Raw genomic sequence first — 18,457 nt, forward strand, 5'->3', positions numbered from 1 at the left:
TATTGAAGGCGGTTGAAACCGCTGCCGACTTATCCCCGTGTCTAAAGCCAGGGGCTTGCGTCTCGTTCTTCGGTCAAAACTTCACTGTCGTTGCACTGATAGTAACGATTGATATGAGCGCGAAACAGTTCCCATAGGGATAATTTGCAGCTAAACGAAATTTCATCCTGAAGATAGATACCTCATAAAATAAAACCTTTTTTCGCTACAAACACCAAGCTAGACAACACCCTCGGTTCAACATAACATCATTTACTAACGCAGAGATAGGCATATACGGTAAACCGTATATCATCCAAGTTTGAATGGGGAGATAAAGGTAGCATTAGCAACAATATTCAGTAGAGTGACATAGCCTTTGGCAAAAAAATATACTCATTAAAGAAGGTAATTCTTACCTTGAAAATGTTGATTGCCCATCCCTATAACAGAGCTAAACATCGAGCGGTGGCTTGGATTTTTTGATAACTGTCCTGTCGGTATGGCGGGACACAATATCCTATTTTGTCAAGATTATGAGATGGTGGTTTTCTCAGATACCTGCTGGGGCGCGATCGCGCGAATCACTGTCGTGGACGTGCGAATGAGCAGAGAAAGCCGATTTTTCAAGCGCTCTCCCTTGCCATCAGTTGTCGTATGTTCCTAAAAAAACCTGGTTGATGCGTCCACTATTTGAAAAAATAAGTTTCCCAATCGTGCTACAAAAGATAGAGTTTCACCGATATAAATTTAATTAGCTGCGTCAGTTTTAAATTTGTTAATAAAAGGCGATCGCATGAAAAAGTTCCCAAAAGAGACTGCCACTGCGGGGCAGAGTATATGTAGCGTTCCGCTCCAATTCCGGTCTAAGTAATTACCGTAACACAACTTCAGCAGCAAATTATCAAATGACCCTATAAAGATCAAAGGAATACTCAAGATTGAGCGGTCTATATCGTGCAAACCTTGACTCCTAAGCAGTAGCAGCAACTTCGTGGTATGTATCAAACGATTTCGCGTACAAAAAATTTCATGTTATGAAACCATCATTTTTCCTAAGTTTGCAATTGCGGATGACAATCGGTGTGCTATTGGGGGTTGTGCCGCCGATGCTTGCAGCGATATGTTGGCCAGTTTTCATGCAGCTAAAATTATGCGATCGCAAGCAAAACAAAACCTAGAATTAAAGTCAGATGCCTGACAGAAAGCATCTGCCGGTGGGAAGATATGAACGTTCGATTCTTGCACAGCATCAGTCAAGCACCCTGTACAATCAGCAGGAATGCCAGCAAACACTTGTCGCTGCTAGTTGGCATCAACCGCAGCTACAGCCACATATACCTTGCCGAAGCTGACAATTTAGAAAGGTACGTTGTCGCCCGCGGCAGCGGCACACCGGGCGATCGCATCAACCGCAGCGATCGGTATTGCTTTAAAAGTAGAGTTGCTGGCACTGAAATTACCCGCGAAGCTTTGACATATCGCTTAACTGGAAAACCCGCAGTTATTTTCTCAACACCCAGTCGGGAATTTGCTATTTTAAGTTTGGGCGATCGAGGAAATTCAGTCAGCCAATTGCAGCCGCAACTCAAACAACTTGGGTACTACAAAAACGAAATTACGGGAACTTACGGAAACCCCAACGCCGACGCCGTTGAGCAATTTCCAAAAAAATATTTAGGCTTGCCAGTTGGTGGCAGCGTCGATTTTACAACCAAGCACCTTCTCAAACTAGCAACTAATTTTAAACAACAATTTTTTCACACACATCAATTAAATTCAACTGATAAATCTGCCGACCAAGTGGGAAAAAATCAAGGAGTAGCTATTATAGGTATATTATTAAGCGACCTCGCTCGCTCGGCAAAGTCCGCCTCTAGAAAATATGCTTCGCTTTTTGGGTAGACAAAAAAGCTCAATTAATCGATCATCGCAACCCAAACTTACTTGAGCGAAAGCAACTAATAAACCTCAGCAAATATCCGGCAGTCAAAACCCTATTAGCAGGCAAAAGCGGACGAGTCTACTACTCGCAGGTACGGCGGTACGGGTTTGGGACTGGCAATCGCCCAGAAATTATGTCAGATGATGGGGGGAGATATTAGTCAGGAGAGCGAGTTGGGAAAAAGGTCAATTTTTACTGTAGAATGGTCGGCGATAGTCGCTGAAACAGCAGCTAGTTAAAGAGGATTTGCCAACCAAGAGTTGCTAGGGCTAAATCTGCGATCGCGTGGCTGATATAACTCGACCAAAGCGAACCGTAAGTCAGATAAGAGTGCGACCAAATTATCCCAGCGGCGAAGACAGCTAAGGAGCCTAAGATCACAGCCTGCCAGTCGCTGTAAGCGGCTATTACAAAAATGTGGTGGAGCGTGAAAAATAGCGAACTCAGAAATATTGCTTTTGTTCCCGGTATGAGAATCTGGCACTTGTTGCAGACAAACCACCGCCAAGTAAATTCTTCGATCAAGGAGTTAACTAGCACAAAATATGCTTCAACAATCAAGTAAATATTAGCGCTGCTAATACCTAATTGGTGCGATTTTTCTTTAGCAACTACAGGATCGATCCAGTGCTGGCCGAAAAGCCGATAGATACCCAGAATTACCGCAAACATGAATATTCCCCAAATAGCTCCAGCCAGCAATTCTTGGCGCTTGGGCAGGGATAAACTGAGCTTTTTGGGATCGACAAAAACAGACCACGCGATCGGAAAAACTAGCAACCAAAGTTGACACAAGACTGAGAGTGTTTGTCCCCAGCGTCCCGGGGCAATATACAAGGCTGCTATGATACCAATACTAGCGGCAGGGACAAGCAGTGTTAGAGCCAATAGTGCTGATTTGCGATCGCCCATGTCCAGCATTTTTCACGCTTCCTTTGAACATAGGATTGATATCAAAGGTAAAAGCTTGGCGGCGGCGCACAGGTGATACCACTTAAAAAAAATGAACTGTAGATCCGTACTCCAAACCCTTATGCAGTCACTTATTCCAAAGCTTTTAAGCTAAAATCTAAAATGGTATGAGTTTTGTAACTATTATAAAAGTGGCGCTTATTTGTTGCAACGAAAAATATGCAGTTGCACAAAATGGAAGACTCCGCCACTAAAGCAGTTTTGGTTGCAACAAAGTATTTATCCAAGCTGAATTTGAGCGTCTATTTGCATTTGGGGCTCCAAATACCATAATATGATTTAATCCCTCGTAGCTGTGTATTTTGGCTGAATGGCGATCGCAATTGATTTTGGAACTAGCAACACCGTCGTCGCTCGCTGGAATCAAGTCCTCCAGCAGCCCGAAACTTTGAAATTACCGGGATTGTCGGCAATCTCGGTTCAAAACCCACCCCTAATTCCCAGTTTACTCTACGTTGAGGACGCTGTGGCAAATAAAGTAATACTCGGTCAGCAAGTTCGCGACAGAGGCCTTGATTTGAGTGGAGATTCTCGGTTTTTCCGCAATTTTAAGCGGGGAATTGGCACTTCTGTTCAGGGTTTTGTGCCGGAACTTGACGGGCAACTTATTACTTTTGAACAAGTAGGTGAGTGGTATTTGAGCCAAATTGTGGACTCAATTCGCGAACTGCCTTTGCCGATCGATTCTTTGATTTTTACTGTACCGGTAGATAGTTTTGAAGCTTACCGCCATTGGTTGGGCAAAGTGTCACAATCTCTGCAAGTAGAACAGGTGCGGATGTTGGACGAACCTACGGCGGCTGCTTTGGGTTACGGTTTGGCCGATCGCGAAAATCTGTTAGTCATTGATTTCGGCGGCGGAACTCTCGACCTTTCTTTGGTGCGTTTGGACGCTTCCTCCGACAAAAAGCCCCTCGGTTTTATTCTGAAGTGGGGCGAAAAGCTATTAGCTGAATCTTCAGCGCAAAAAACAAAAGTTGCCCGGGTTTTGGCTAAAGCCGGACAAAATTTAGGCGGTTCTGATATTGATAATTGGCTGGTTGACTATTTTGTTCAAACAAAAGGGCTGGCAAAATCTCCGATTACAACGAGATTGGCAGAACGGTTAAAGATTCAGTTGTCTTTAGTGAATCAGGCAGTTGAGGTTTATTTTGATGACGAAAATTTTGAGAGTTACGAATTAGAATTAGGCCGAACTCGTTTTGAATCTATCCTCGCTGAACATAAGTTTTTTGACAAACTCGACGAGTGCATGAATCAAGTATTGCAGCAAGCGCGGCGTCAAGGCTTAGAAATTGGGGATATCGATGCAGTTTTGCTAGTTGGCGGTACTGTACAAATTCCCGCTGTCGGGCGTTGGGTGCAGCAATATTTCGATCCCGCAAAAATTCGCTGCGACAAACCCTTTGAGGCGATCGCCCAAGGTGCTCTGCAACTGAGTCAAGGGCTAGAAATCAAAGATTTTCTCTATCACAGTTACGGCATTCGCTACTGGAACCGCCGCGACAATTGCCACAGTTGGCACAGTTTAATTAAATCCGGCCAGTCTTATCCGATGAGCGAACCGGTAGAATTAGTCTTGGGAGCTTCTTTAGAAAATCAGCCGAGTATAGAATTAATTATCGGCGAATTGGGAGCGGAAACTGGCGGCACGGAGATATATTTTGACGGCGACAGGCTAATTACTCGCCAACTCGCGGGTCAAACATCGGTACAGCCCTTAAATGATAAAGAAGGAGCACGCAGCATCGCTCAATTGACGCCGCCTGGGTATCCGGGTAGCGATCGCATAAAAGTTTTGTTCCGCGTTGACGAACAGCGCTTTTTGCGAATTACCGTGGAAGATTTGTTGACAAATGCAACTTTGTTAGAGGATAAACCTGTGGTGCAGTTAAGTTAAGGATAGACTTTAGATAATTTGGTTGATAATTCGGAACTTGAAATCCCTGCATAGAGTCAAACTTTCGTCCGAGCAGAGGGGGACTAAGAAATTACTGGTTCCCAGGCTCTTCCTAGGAACCAGTTAGTTTTTGGAGATGTCTATTGGAGACGACAACCTATGCAGATAGTTAGGTTTATGGCTGCGTAGGATTGACAGGGGGACAATTTTCTGCTACATTTTTATTGAAAATACTCTTCAATCAGAACCGTCAGCCTTTCATTGTACTATCAAGATTTTCATTAACCCAAATCCTAGGAGATTAACAGGTATGAGTACAACTCCCGGCTTACCCCTCTGGGTGCAAGATAGAGAAGAAGTTCTGAAACAGGATGATGGAGTAGAATGGCGGGACGGAAATCGTCCAGACTATTCTCGCACTAATGCTTTCTTGGAAAAGGAAAGGAAACACAATCATGCCGAAGGGTCTTTGAATGCGATCGCCTATAATTTGGTGAGAACATTTGAAATGGAAGCATCCTTCAAAACCAATCCCCAACAATGGATATCTGTAGTTACGGATAAATTCCGTATGAGCACGAATGGAGGAAAAGAATACACAGCCCAAGAAGTTGTAGATCAGGGAACCTATAATCTCTTTCTAGAAAACTCAGAGCACTACCGCGCCTCTGATGAAACCTTTCAATCCTCCTACAACCTCTTTCACACAGCTTTTCCCGATGGCTTTCTCTGGGAATTAGTCGAAGTCGTTGCAGGGCCTCCTAACGTTGTGTTTAAGTGGAGACACTGGGGTACTTTTAAGGGATCTTACAAAGATCATCAAGCGACAGGAGAAACCATTGAAATTATTGGTCTTAGCATTGCTAAAGTCACAGAGGATTTAAAGATTGAGTCTGTAGAACATTTCTTTGACACGAATAATTTCTTAACAGGGTTAACGACAGGAGGATGTCCCGTAAGTCATTAATCAAACGAAGAGGTCATCTCGTTGCCGCTGGAATCGGAATCATAAATAATTGTTCGAGTTGCAGTGCAAGCGTCTCCGTCGCTATAAGTAGCAAAAGCGAGGGAGACGCTCGTTTTCGCTTGACGCCGGCTGGGTATCCGGGGAGCGATCGCATAAAAGTTTTATTCCGCGTTGACGAACAGCGCTTTTTGCGAATTACCGTGGAAGATTTACTGACAAATGAAACTTTGTTAGAGGATAAACCCGTGGTGCAGCTAAGTTAAGAATAGACTTTACAGGTAAGGTGCGCTTCGGCGCACCCTACTGATTGGGTTCAAAACAAATTGTTAAAAGCAGATGAACTACAAACTAGAATGTCCACTCTCTCAAGAACTAGAAAAGTATCGCGACAGAATCGAAGCTACCATTAAACCTTACATCGAAATTCAAACCCAGAATAATGATGACGTTAATTGGTGGCAGAGTAAATTTGGGGGATTTCCTTATTTACCTAAAGGCTTTGAGTATCCCAAAACTTGTGACGGTAAATATTTATTTTTGCTAGCGCAACTCAACTTTGATGAAATACCGCCTTTAGATGGTTTTCCCGATCTGGGCATCTTACAGTTCTATATAGCCGACGATGACCTATATGGTTTAGATTTCGGCAATTACGCCAATGTAGATAATCCCGCAGTCGAGCAAAAATTCAAAATAATCTATTTTCCTCAGCCAGACTTCAAAGTTGAAAACATGATTACCAATTATGATTTTTTGCCGAAACCCGAAGCTTTTCCTGTTGATGGCTGTTGCAGCTTGCAATTTACTAAAAAATATGCGCCGATTAGTACCAGTGACTACCAATTTACCGAACTTTTAGGCGAGGAATTTAAGGAGTTATTTACGAACCCTGAAATTGAGGATGAGTACCTACACATATCGCCTTCCTTTGGTCATAAAATAGGTGGTTATCCTGATTTTACACAAGCCGATGTCAGAGAATATGCTACTAACGGCGAGGGAGAAATCATGCGAAAAATTCTTTTATTCCAAATGGATATTGACAGCAATGATACAGTAAATATTATGTGGGGAGACACTGGTATAGGTAATTTTTTTATTGATGAAACAGCCCTCAGAAAATTAGATTTTAGTAAGGTGTTATACAATTGGGATTGTTATTAAAAGCAGCAGTTAAGCAAGCACGCCTAAGCAAACAAGGACTTATGCACTCCGAATAAAGAAACCGGGTTTTTTACCGAATCTGCGGGCTGTAACCTCTGTATTTCGCCAAAAAACCCGGTTTCTGACTGTCCTGCGTCCAAGACTGATAGTGTTCGACTATTCCCAATTCCCAATTCCCTAAACCTGAGATTTGTGTACCACCACTGGCGTCCCCACCGAGGCCCATTCAAATAGCCATTTAGCGTGATTGACAGCTACATTTGTGCAGCCGTGAGTAACGGGATTGCCAAACAAATTGTGCCAGTAAGCGCCGTGAATTGCCATGCCTCCGTCGTAATACATTGTATAGGGAACGTCGGGCACGTCGTAGTCCGGCCCAGTCATTCTAGTAACGCGGTGTTTGGTTTCAACGGCAAAGGTTCCCGTGCGGGTGGGAGTCGATGATTTGCCGCTGGAAATAATCACCGCGTAAACGGGTGTATTTCCTTCCCAAGCTATTAACCTTTGTCTTGACAAATCTATTTCAATCCAGCGTTCGCTGGATTGCTGCAACAACATAATTTTATTGGCAATTATGTTGTGCTGTTCGCTGGCAAATGCGGTCATTGAACCGCCGCAGAATGTAGCAAAAGTGAGGGTCCAGGCGGCACAGAAAGTTCCAGCGCGGCGGAAGTAAGTTGAGTTGATAATGCTGTTCATTTCTCACACCTCGTACTATTTTAGATTTTAGATTTTAGATTTTAGATTGGCTTGTCCTATTTTAGATTGTAGATTTGAAATGTTGAATTGGGAAACAGCGCTTAACAAGTTGTTAAGTTTTGGGTAAGATCTCGTGCAATTTGGACGATCGCGCGCCAATCGCGATTTTCCACTAAGTGTTTAGGAAATAAGTCTCCGGCTAAACCAACGGCGATCGCCCCGGCGTCAATAAATACTTTCGCATTTTCCAGCGTCACCCCGCCCGTGGGAATTAAAGGAATGTTTCCCAGGGGGCCTTGCAGGCTTTTCAGGTAAGCCGCGCCTCCCAAAGCCGATATCGGAAACACTTTAACGCAGGTAGCGCCTGCTTGCCACGCGGTCACAATTTCCGTAGGAGAAAAAGCACCGGGGACGATCGGCACTCCGGCGTCAACTGCTGTTTTAATCATAGTTAAATCAGTGTGCGGAGTAAACAGAAACTGAGCGCCGCAGTCTATTGCTTGTTGCAACTCTTCTAAGTTTAATAAAGTGCCAGTGCCAATACTAAAACTAGGGAATTCCGAGCGCAGTTCGGCAATTACTTCAGCGGCTTTGTGGGTATTCCAAGTAATTTCAATAAACTGAATTCCTCCGGCTGCTACCGCTGATGCCATCTGCCAAGCAAGTTCCTTTTCTGATGAACGGATGACTGCGATCGCACGGTGTTTTTTGAGTAGTGTCAACCAAGATTGATGATTCATGCTAACTGATTTTGCCTCCAGATAATTCAATACAGTTCATATCGGAAGACCGAGCGGTTGAAACCGCGTATATACAAGCAAAACCAACCTCCGTCGGTTTCCGAGGGGGGGTTAAAATTGCGTTATTTTCTTTACACAACAGGCGAGTGGACTGCGTTTGACTCGCTAGCGAGAGTAAGTAAAGCCTCAGCATCGCTCGGTTGTGCCATCCATATTACCGCCATTTGCATAACCTCGCTCTACCCGTTGTAATGAGCAACAACTTTAGTCACTTTTCCGGTTGAACTGACTTCCATACACTCACCTGCCTTCGTGCCTTTTTGGTTGATGTAGTAAAGGACAACACTGGAAACTCCCCACATCACATCAAGCAACTCAAACTTGAGGTCAGGATAAACTTCCAGCCCCTTTTTGAAGTAGTTTCGTAGCGCTTCTTTGCCTGTCACTGTCCCAGATGGTTCGTTTAGCAGTTGCGCTGCGACAGGCGATATCAGAATTACATCTTCTGCGTAATGGGACATGATTCGATCGAGGTTATGAGTATTCCAAGCTTCTACCCAATCAAGTGCAAGTTCACGCGCTATATCTTCAGTGACGATCATGGTTTGCTACTCCAATGCTTTTTTTCGCTGCTTCCTGTGTGCCCACAAAAAAATCGGGGCGATTCCCGACAATCCAAGAATCACCCCAATTATTGATTTCAAACTTTAGATTTAATCTAAAATCCAAAATCCAAAATCCAAAATTGACTAGGCGATCGTCGCCATTTTCACATCGCTATTAGCTAATAAATTTTGCAATTCATCAGCATCCACAGTTTCCTTTTCAACTAGCATATCTGCCAAAGCATTAAGGACGTGGCGGTTGCCGACGAGTACATCTTTAGCGCGGCGGTAAGCTTGCTCTACCAACAAACGCACTTCATCGTCGATCGTCGCTGCGGTTTCTTCGGAGAAATCGCGTTCAGCCATGATATCGCGACCCATGAACATATTGCCTTGTTGGCGACCCAGAGCTACAGGGCCTAGCCGATCGCTCATTCCGAAGCGAGTCACCATTTGGCGCGCTACTCTTGCCACTTGCTGCAAGTCGTTCGAGGCACCGGTTGTTACTTCTTCTTCGCCGAAGACAATCTCTTCAGCAATGCGGCCGCCCAAAGCTACCGCCATTTGATTTTGCAAGTAAGAGCGAGAATACAAGCCAGAATCCATCCGATCTTCGCTAGGTGTGAACCAAGTCAAACCGCCAGCGCGGCCGCGGGGGATAATGCTAATTTTCTGCACGGGGTCATAATCGGGCATCAGCGCGCCGACTAAAGCGTGACCGGCTTCATGGTAAGCTACTAAGGTTTTGCGCTTTTCGCTCATCACGCGGTCTTTCTTTTCCGGGCCAGCGAGCACGCGGTCGATCGCATCGTTGACTTCATCCATCGAGACTTCGGTCAAGTTGCGGCGGGCGGCTAAAATTGCTGCTTCGTTGAGTAGGTTGGACAAATCCGCACCGGTGAAACCGGGTGTCCGGCGGGCGATTTTTTCCAAGTCCACGTCTTTCGACAAAGTTTTGCCGCGGGCGTGAACGTTGAGAATTTCTAGGCGGCCTCCGAAGTCGGGGCGATCGACTACAACTTGGCGATCGAAGCGACCCGGACGCAGCAGCGCCGCATCGAGTACATCGGGGCGGTTCGTGGCAGCAATCAAAATGATGCCAGTATTGCCCTCAAAGCCGTCCATTTCCGTCAGCAACTGGTTCAGGGTTTGTTCCCGTTCGTCGTTACCACCGCCCAAACCAGCGCCCCGCTGGCGACCTACGGCGTCAATTTCATCGATAAATACGATGCAAGGAGCGTTAGATTTAGCTTGTTCAAACAAGTCGCGGACGCGGGAAGCACCGACACCCACGAACATTTCCACAAATTCTGAACCGGAAATCGAGAAGAACGGAACGCCTGCTTCTCCCGCCACTGCTTTTGCCAGCAGGGTTTTGCCCGTTCCGGGAGGGCCGACCAGCAGCACGCCTTTGGGGATTTTTGCTCCGACTGCGGTGAAGCGGTCTGCATTTTTGAGAAAGTCCACGACTTCTGCGAGCTCTAGCTTGGCTTGTTCGATGCCGGCCACGTCGCCGAAAGTCACCTGAGTTTGTGGCTCCATTTGGACTCTAGCTTTGGATTTGCCGAAGTTCATGGCTTGGTTGCCTGGACCGTTTTGCGCGCGCCGCACCAGGAAAAACAGTCCGACCAAAAGCAGAATCGGGAAGAACAGGCTGCTGAGGGCTTTTACCCAGAAGCCTTCGTCGCTTTGTGGCAGAACTGAAATATCTACGTTATTTTTGGTCAGGATGTTGATCAGTTCGGGGTCGTTCGGCAGGTTAACGAGTACCTTGTTGCCGTCCTGGGCTGTGACCAGGGCTTTGCTGCGATCGGAACTGATATTTATTTTGTCTACTCTCTTGCCTTCGACTTCCTGAATGAATTGACTGTACTTCCAAACTTCGCGGCTTGGGGGCTGTTTGTCAAAAAAAGCCGTTGCTAAGGCAATGACTACAATAGCCAGCAGTGCGTACAGGCCAGCGTTTCTCCACCGTTTATTCACCGAGGTCGATCCTCCTAATTTTTAGTCCCTGTGATTTGGGAATTTTTATTTATGTTCATCAATCTTAACGTAATTATAACTTGTTTTTGGGTGGTGAGGAATCCCGGCCATGCTGTGGCGGTCTGAGGTCGCGGGAACGGAACAGCCCTGGGCTGCGTCAGAAGATTCGGGTGCTGTACTCAACAGTTACATATACCAGAAATAAAAAATTGTCAAGCCTTTAGTCACAGTAATCTTGAGGGGGCTGACTCCCGATCGGATATCTGAGTCTGGGCTGCATTGGTGTAGGATGTTTCTGTTGATTGACCAGTTGTATACATAACGGTAAACCCTTGAGGAACCGTCCGAAGAGTTCAATCGTCAGCATAAAAACAGTCTAGCCGATCGCACTGCAATCACTTAGGACTATTAGAAAATTAGTTAAGTCTCAGAAATATTCGGCATTCCAATACAGGCAGTTACTTGAATAATTTTGTAAGTTTAAATAATCAAAATGAAGTGCAATATCTGTGATTGTCCAACCAACACCTTTGCGACAGCTAGGGTACTAAAAAAATATAACGTCGAGTATTTTCAATGCTCAAATTGTGGTTTTGTTCAAACAGAAGAACCCTACTGGCTTGCTCAGGCTTATTCAGAAGCCATAGCTAGCAGCGACGTGGGAATGTTATCGAGAAGTACGATGTTCTCAAACGCCGCCAATAATATTATTTTTAATTTATTTAATCACAACGCTAATTTTTTAGACTATGGGGGTGGCTACGGTGTATTTGTTCGGATGATGAGAGATTTGGGATTTAATTTTTTTTGGTATGATAAATTTTGTAAAAATATATTTTCTCAAGGATTTGAGGCAGACGAAAAAAGCAACTACAGCTACGAATTAGTGACAGCTTTTGAAGTATTTGAGCATTTTGTTAAGCCTCTGGTGGAAATCGAAAAAATCTTCAAATTTTCCCGCAATATTTTATTCAGTACCAAACTGCTGCCAGCCAACAACCCCAAGCCCAACGACTGGTGGTACTATGCCCTAGATGAAGGTCAGCACATTTCTATTTATACCAGCAAAGCCCTCTCGATAATTGCCGACAAATTTAATTTAAACTTTTACTCTAACGGCGATTCATTGCATATTTTTTCCGACAAGGAAATTAACCCTCAACTTTTTCAAAGCTTATCATCTTACAAAGAGCCGGAATTGAAAAAACCTTCATTACTCCAACAGGATTACGAGGAAGCCCTGAGAAAAATTGAAAACAGAGAGAACCACAAATCAATGACAACTCCCGCAGTCATACCTCCTGAAAAAAGTAGAAAAATTGTAATTGACGGCGTATTTTATCAGCTCAACAGCACCGGCATTGGTCGCGTCTGGAAATCGCTGCTACAAAACTGGGCAGAAAATGGTTTTGCCCAAAACATTATAGTTCTTGACAGAGCGGGAACCGCCCCCAAAGTTCCCGGCATTCAGTACCGGAAGGTAGCCCCCTACGACTACAACAAAACCGATGCAGACCGCCAAATGCTCCAACAAATCTGCGATGAAGAAAAAGCCGATTTATTTATTTCTACTTATTATACAACGCCTTTGTCAACGCCATCGGTATTCATGGCCTATGACATGATCCCAGAGTTGATGGGACAAAATATTGGTCATTCCGAGTGGAGAGAAAAGCATTGCGGTATCCGCCACGCCTCTGCTTACATCACCATTTCCGAAAACACAGCCCGCGATTTAGTAAAGGTTTTTCCGCAGATTTCTTCAAATTCTATCGCTGTAGCGCACTGTGGCATTGATGCCAATTTTTCGCCAGCCGATAGAGAAGAAGTTTCAGGCTTTAAGTCAAAATACAGCATTACCAAGCCCTATTTTCTTTTGGTAGGCGAAAGGGTAGGCTGGCATGGTTACAAGAACGGGATATTATTCTTCAAAGCCTTTTTTCAACTTGCCAACAAGTTTGACTTTGATATAGTCTGTGCAGGTGGCAAACCTGTATTAGAACCAGAGTTGAAATTGTACTGTTCTGGGAATACTGTCCACACGCTGCAACTAAGCGACACGGAACTGAGAGCTGCTTATTCTGGTGCTTCAGTGTTAGTTTATCCGTCGAAATATGAAGGCTTTGGGTTGCCAGTCCTTGAGGCAATGGCTTGCGGTTGTCCAGTCATCACCTGTCCAAACGGTTCGATTCCAGAAGTAGCAGGACAAGCAGCGGTTTATGTAAACGGGGATGATGTTATTGGGCTTGTCAATGCTTTGCAGGAAATACAGCAGCCCGCTGTCCGCAACTCATTAATTGCGGCGGGGTTAGAGCAAGCTAAGAAGTTTTCTTGGTCGAAAATGGCTGCAACTGTTAGCTCACTTTTGCTTCAAGTAGCTGAGCGCGCACATTCGGAGAATCCTTCCGTTCAACAGCCAACTGATGCAGGCTTGCAGGGGGAATTAGGGAATGGTGAGAACTCCCAGCCTGTCCCGTCGGCTTTTAAAGTATCTGCGATCGTTTCTACTTACAATTCCGAAAAATTTATCCGCGGCTGCTTGCAGGACTTGGTAGAGCAAACGCTGTACAAACAAGGTCAACTCGAAATCATAGTAATTGACAGCGGTTCCCAAGAAAATGAACAGTCTGTTGTGCGGGAATTTCAAGCGAAATATGCGAATATTGTGTACGATCGCACTTTGGACCGCGAGACATTATATGCAGCCTGGAATCGAGGCATTAAGATGTCGCGCGGAGCTTACATGACTAATGCTAATACCGATGACAGACACCGCCCCGATGCCCTAGAAATCATGGCGAAATACTTGGATGAAAACGCCGAAGTAAGTCTGGTTTATGCAGATCAATTAATCACCAGCACAGCCAACGATATCTTTGCCAAAACCCAAGCCGAACAGGGCTGGAATTGGCCAGCCTTTGACTACAGCGAACTCGAACGGCGCTGCATTATTGGCCCCCAGCCGATGTGGAAAAAATTGCTGCACGAAAAATACGGCTATTTCCGAAGCGAATTTACGGCGGCTGGCGATTACGAATTTTGGCTGCGGATTGGCAAAAGCGAAAACATTGTGCACTTGCCAGAAATTCTCGGCTTGTACTACGAAAATCAACAAGGTTTGCAACATTCATCGCCCATATCGTACCAAGAAACTCGGCAAATATGGGATGAATATGGGATCACTCGCCGAGGTGTAAAACCAGCCACTACAGTACCTGTTTCACTCTCTCCATCACAGCTAAATGCCATGCCCTACCGCACCTCCGCAGAAACACTCGTCAGCGTCATCATTCCCTGCTACAATCACGCAACTTTACTCAGAGAAGCTGTTGAAAGTGTTGTCAGTCAAACTTATCCAAACTGGGAGTGCATAATTGTCAATGATGGCAGCACTGATGATACCAGCAACTTGGGAAAATATTTAATTAAACTGTATCCTCAAAAATCGCTTCGCCTCATAGATAAACCCAACACGGGGCCCGCTGATTCGAGAAATGTTGGCGTTCAGCACTCGTCAGGAAAGTTTATTTTATTCCTAGATGCTGATGATAAACTTCATCCCAAATTTATCGAGGAGTGCGTGGAAATTTTATTAGCAAAACCGAAGGTTGGTTTTGTCTATACAGATGTGCAGCACTTCGGAGCAAACTGCGATTTAGTTGTTCACGGTGACTTTGATGCCAATCGGTTTTTGAGAGACAATCAAGCCCCTGCTACTTCCCTATTTAGAAGGGAGATTTACGAGCAAGTAGGCGGCTTGAAAAAAGTGATGAAGCTGGGATGCGAAGATTGGGAATTTTGGGTGTCTGCCTATGAAAAAGGCTGGTTAGGCGATCGATTACCTAAGCCTTATCTCTATTACAGGCAGCACGGCGACGGATCTAGCAGAACCCAAAAAATGGCTGGCGATCGCCCAAAACTAGACTTAATGAGAGCCACAATTATTCACCTCCACTCTCAACTTTACAAACCAGAAGAAGTGCGTTGGTCACAGCAGATTTGGCAGCAACACGGCAATTTAATAGCTAATGAATTAGTTGAATTTAACAAACCCGAACAATTTTTAACTTTGCTGTCCCAATATGTGGGAGAGTACCAAAAAGACCAAGCTAATGAAGTAAACCTCGCTAACATCCGCCAATCCCGGCACCAACTTGCCAATTATTGGCTGAATCTGCCCGCAGAACAACTGGCAAATGCCTATGGCGGTGATGCAGGTAAGGCGCATCAGCTATTGCTCAACAGTAACATCAAAGATGAAGCGCTGACAGATGCCGAAAAGACTGTTATCGATCGACTAGCATCGCATCTCTCCCAGGGAGTTAAAAATCCCAAAGATATTAACTACCTACTAGCAGCCGCCCTCTACCGTCGTGCAGATCAGTTACTGCTGAACTATGAAAATGCAGTTATACCTAATTGGTTTGTGAACGACTACCTCAAATTTATGTTTGCTGCGCCTACTCTCTTTCAACAAATAGGAGAGGCTGACAATTATTGCCGGTATGTGCAGGGATGGGTCAGTTATTTGCATAGCAATATCTTCAAGAACCAAAACTCACAAGTCTGGCAGGAAATCGCCTCGTTCTTCACCCAAAGCGCTAACTTTATTCCTCTGTACTTTAATAGTGAAAATCTCAAGGAGATATACACAAAGCGGGCAGATATTATTGAATATGCCATGAAAAATCGTGGCGCTGCGCTTGATTGCATTTTTCCGGCTAGACCTGCGAACAGACCGAAAATTCGCCTTGGTGTCCTGACTAAACATTTCGGGGCGATGACGGAAACTTTCGCTACCTTGCCAGCTTTTGAATATCTGAATCGAGAGCAATTTGAAATTATTTTGTACGCTCTAAATCTAGACGGGAATAAACTAGAGCAGTATTGTCAGAGTCGCGCTGACAGACTGGTTAAACTGTCTAACGACTTGCAAAGTCAAGTTCAGACAATCCGCGCTGATGACTTAGATATTCTGCTGATTGCTACCAATATTACTGCGGTTACTCATCCGATTAGTTTACTGGCGCTGCATCGATTGGCGCGGGTACAAACTACCTGTTTTAATTCTCCCGTTACCACAGGAATGCGACACATTGACTATTACATTGCTGGTAAGTTGATGGAACCTGCACCTGAAGGACAGGAGCATTATCGCGAGGAATTAGCCACTATTGACGGGGCTGGCTGCTGTTTTAGCTATACCCTCGAACCTTACACTCCTAACATTAATTTCACCAGAAATAGTATCGGCATTTCCGAGGAATCGGTGGTCTTTATTTCGAGTGCTAATTTGTATAAGCTAGTGCCGGAGTTAAGGGAAACATGGGCAAAAATTATGGCGGCTGTTCCTAATTCGGTGCTGTTTTTAATGCCCTTCGGTCCTAGCTGGACTAATCATTATCCTGGAGGGGCTTTTGTGAATAATATGAAAGCCGTTTTTGCTAAGTATGGCATTGAGAGTAATCGTTTGCGGGTGTTGAAGAGTTTTCCTAACCGTGCGGATGTTAAAGAAGTTTTGAAGTTGGGGGATGTTTATTTGGATTCCTATCCCTATGCGGGGACTACTTCCCTTGTAGATCCGTTAGAGGTGGGACTTCCAACGGTGGTTAGGGATGGCGATACTTTGCGATCGAGAATGGGGGCGGCGGTGGTACGATCGCTCTCTATGCCTGATTTAATTGCCAATAGCGAAGCATCTTACATTCAACTAGCAGTTACTCTCGGCACTAATCCTGAACTTCGGCAACGCTATCGCCAGGAAATTCAGCAAAAAATGCAAGCTAATCCGGCTTGTTTTGACAGTGTTGCATACTCGGGGGCGATCGGCAAATTATTCCAAGAACTCTTTGGTAAATGGCAAACCAGCCACCTGGAAGCATCCCGCAGCTTACAGGATAGCATTCCCAAACAGGCAGATGTGGGCGATCTTCTCTCGAATGCCATCAACCTTTACCAAAGAAACTCTTCAAACATCTCAGCAATATCCGAACTGCGTCAAATCCGCAAACAAATCGCTGATTTTTGGCTAAACGTTCCCGCCGAAAACCTCGAAACCGCCTACAGAAGCGCTTCAGGTAACAGCTATCAAATCCTGCTCAAGAGCGGTTTCCAACGTCAACCGATGATCGAAAGCGAACAAATATTTTTGCAGCAATTAACGCAGATTAGCAAAGGATTAGTGCATCCCAAAGCTGTCAACGCCTTGCTTGCCGCGATGCTGTATTTCCCGCCGGAAACCATGCGAATTCCCGACGCTCGCAACCGTTTGCCACACTGGTTAATTGAGGATTACGAACAAGTTTTTGAGACTGAAGCCGCCGTCAAGTCTGATTCAAGTTCTGACTTGCTAGCTCAATACATTCAATCGCCACAATTTGCGAATCAACTGTTAGGATGCGTCAATCTTTACCGCATCGATCCGTCGGACGAATCGGTAGTTTTGGAACTCCGCCAAATCAGAAAACAAATGGCTGATTTTTGGCTGACTGTTCCTTCAGAAAAACTCGAAAGTTTTTACCGAGGAGAAGTTCGCAAGGGATATCAAGCAATACTTAGCTGCGGCTTGCAAGCAGAATCGATGACTGAAGCCGAACAGCAGTTTTTGCAGAAATTGACTGAAATTAGCCAAGGGTTGGTGCAGCCTCAAGCAATCAATGCTCTGCTGGGTGCGATGCTGTATTTTGTTCCGGGAAAAATGCGGGTTCCCGATGCTCGCACCCGCTTGCCGCAGTGGTTGCTTGAAGATTACGAAAAGGTGTTTGAAAGCGTATTCGCGACAACAGAACCAACACTTGTCAAACAAGATTATCTGCCCCCGTTTCTCAATCAATTAACTGCTGCCGTCAATCTCTATGAAATAGACCCGACGGCTGAATTGGCAATAGCAGATCTGCGGCATATTCGCAAGCAAATGGCTGATTTGTGGCTGAGCGTTTCCGAGGAACAACTGGAACTTTTGTACCGGAGCGATTTTGGCAAGGGTTACAAAGCAATGTTGGGCAGCGGGTTTATTAACGAGCCGCTGAATGAGAGCGATCGCGAGTTTTTTAACTCGTTGGTTGTTGAGTTGAGTAAAGGGTTTGGAGCGCCTAAAGCTGTAAATAATTTGTTGGCGGCGATGCTGTATTGTCGCGCTGGACAGTTGCGGGTTCAGGATGCGAATACTTGTTTGCCTGCGTGGTTGTTGGCGGATTACGAGCAGTTTGTTGGGGGTGCGATCGAGCTTGCCGTGAAGTAAACTTATATAACCTAGGGTGGGCCGCGGCCCGCCCGACAAGATATCGAAATGGGATTCAAGAGCGATGGAGCTTGCTGTTGCTTGAAAAAGTGCGTTCGCGCCGCTGTTTGTATCGGGTTTACTGGTAAAATATCTCTAATTAATGATTAACGGTGGCAAGGGTGTAGCGACTACAGTGCGAACCAGCACTTATCGATCGAGTAATGATGTCCGTATTTATGGCGATCGCCTGCTCAAGGCAACGCTGGTAATTCTACTCCTCT

At 45.1% G+C, this 18,457-nt stretch carries 11 protein-coding genes and 1 pseudogene; 7 read left to right on the plus strand and 5 right to left on the minus strand.

All coding sequences use genetic code 11. The features are described 5' to 3' along the window. Positions 1-1,206 precede the first annotated feature (1,206 nt). Both QUB14_RS20220 and QUB14_RS20225 read left to right on the plus strand, forming a co-directional pair. Positions 1,207-1,884: a peptidoglycan-binding domain-containing protein gene (locus tag QUB14_RS20220; RefSeq protein WP_333218766.1), complete on the plus strand. Its 678-nt coding sequence runs from the start codon at positions 1,207-1,209 to the stop codon at positions 1,882-1,884. 105 nt (positions 1,885-1,989) lie between these two features. Next, positions 1,990-2,163 (plus strand): annotated as a pseudogene (locus tag QUB14_RS20225) (ATP-binding protein); the annotation flags it as partial. On the opposite strand, the gene QUB14_RS20230 reads toward QUB14_RS20225, so the two are convergent. Next, complete coding sequence (locus tag QUB14_RS20230) at positions 2,156-2,845, minus strand: CPBP family intramembrane glutamic endopeptidase (RefSeq protein WP_333218765.1); 690 nt, start codon at positions 2,843-2,845, stop codon at positions 2,156-2,158. The pseudogene QUB14_RS20225 and the gene QUB14_RS20230 overlap by 8 nt on opposite strands. 361 nt (positions 2,846-3,206) lie before the next feature. Between QUB14_RS20230 and QUB14_RS20235 the strand changes: the two genes are divergently transcribed. From QUB14_RS20235 to QUB14_RS20250, 4 genes are all read left to right on the plus strand, one after another. Continuing rightward, positions 3,207-4,796 carry an Hsp70 family protein gene (locus QUB14_RS20235; RefSeq protein WP_333218764.1) on the plus strand — a complete coding sequence of 530 codons (1,590 nt, stop codon included), beginning with the start codon at positions 3,207-3,209 and terminating at the stop codon, positions 4,794-4,796. Between the two features lie 310 nt (positions 4,797-5,106). After that, the gene (locus QUB14_RS20240) at positions 5,107-5,763 is read left to right on the plus strand and encodes an ester cyclase (protein ID WP_333218763.1); all 657 of its coding nucleotides are present in this window, start codon (positions 5,107-5,109) and stop codon (positions 5,761-5,763) included. Continuing rightward, entirely contained in the window at positions 5,745-6,026 is a 282-nt protein-coding gene (locus QUB14_RS20245) for a hypothetical protein (RefSeq protein ID WP_333218762.1), read from the plus strand. The genes QUB14_RS20240 and QUB14_RS20245 overlap by 19 nt, the downstream gene beginning before the upstream one ends. A gap of 73 nt (positions 6,027-6,099) precedes the next feature. Beyond that, positions 6,100-6,927: a DUF1963 domain-containing protein gene (locus QUB14_RS20250; protein ID WP_333218761.1), complete on the plus strand. Its 828-nt coding sequence runs from the start codon at positions 6,100-6,102 to the stop codon at positions 6,925-6,927. A 177-nt stretch (positions 6,928-7,104) separates the two neighbouring features. On the opposite strand, the gene QUB14_RS20255 is transcribed toward QUB14_RS20250, so the two are convergent. The 4 genes from QUB14_RS20255 to ftsH3 all read right to left on the minus strand — a co-directional run bounded on the left by QUB14_RS20255 (position 7,105) and on the right by ftsH3 (position 10,954). Further along, on the minus strand, positions 7,105-7,626 hold the full coding sequence (locus tag QUB14_RS20255; RefSeq protein WP_333218760.1) for a L,D-transpeptidase: 522 nt from the start codon (positions 7,624-7,626) through the stop codon (positions 7,105-7,107). 101 nt (positions 7,627-7,727) lie between these two features. Then, entirely contained in the window at positions 7,728-8,366 is a 639-nt protein-coding gene (locus QUB14_RS20260) for a bifunctional 4-hydroxy-2-oxoglutarate aldolase/2-dehydro-3-deoxy-phosphogluconate aldolase (protein WP_333218759.1), read from the minus strand. Positions 8,367-8,605: 239 nt separating this feature from the next. Then, positions 8,606-8,968 (minus strand): nuclear transport factor 2 family protein, encoded by a 363-nt coding sequence (locus QUB14_RS20265; protein ID WP_333218758.1) that lies wholly within the window; start codon positions 8,966-8,968, stop codon positions 8,606-8,608. Between the two features lie 147 nt (positions 8,969-9,115). Continuing rightward, positions 9,116-10,954 carry an ATP-dependent zinc metalloprotease FtsH3 gene (gene ftsH3 / locus QUB14_RS20270; protein WP_006633639.1) on the minus strand — a complete coding sequence of 613 codons (1,839 nt, stop codon included), beginning with the start codon at positions 10,952-10,954 and terminating at the stop codon, positions 9,116-9,118. A gap of 682 nt (positions 10,955-11,636) precedes the next feature. Between ftsH3 and QUB14_RS20275 the strand changes: the two genes are divergently transcribed. Continuing rightward, positions 11,637-18,194 (plus strand): glycosyltransferase, encoded by a 6,558-nt coding sequence (locus QUB14_RS20275; RefSeq protein WP_333218757.1) that lies wholly within the window; start codon positions 11,637-11,639, stop codon positions 18,192-18,194. The last annotated feature ends 263 nt before the right edge of the window (positions 18,195-18,457 follow it).

The organism is Microcoleus sp. B3-D2, assembly GCF_036705345.1.
Taxonomy (GTDB): Bacteria; Cyanobacteriota; Cyanobacteriia; order Cyanobacteriales; family Microcoleaceae; genus Microcoleus.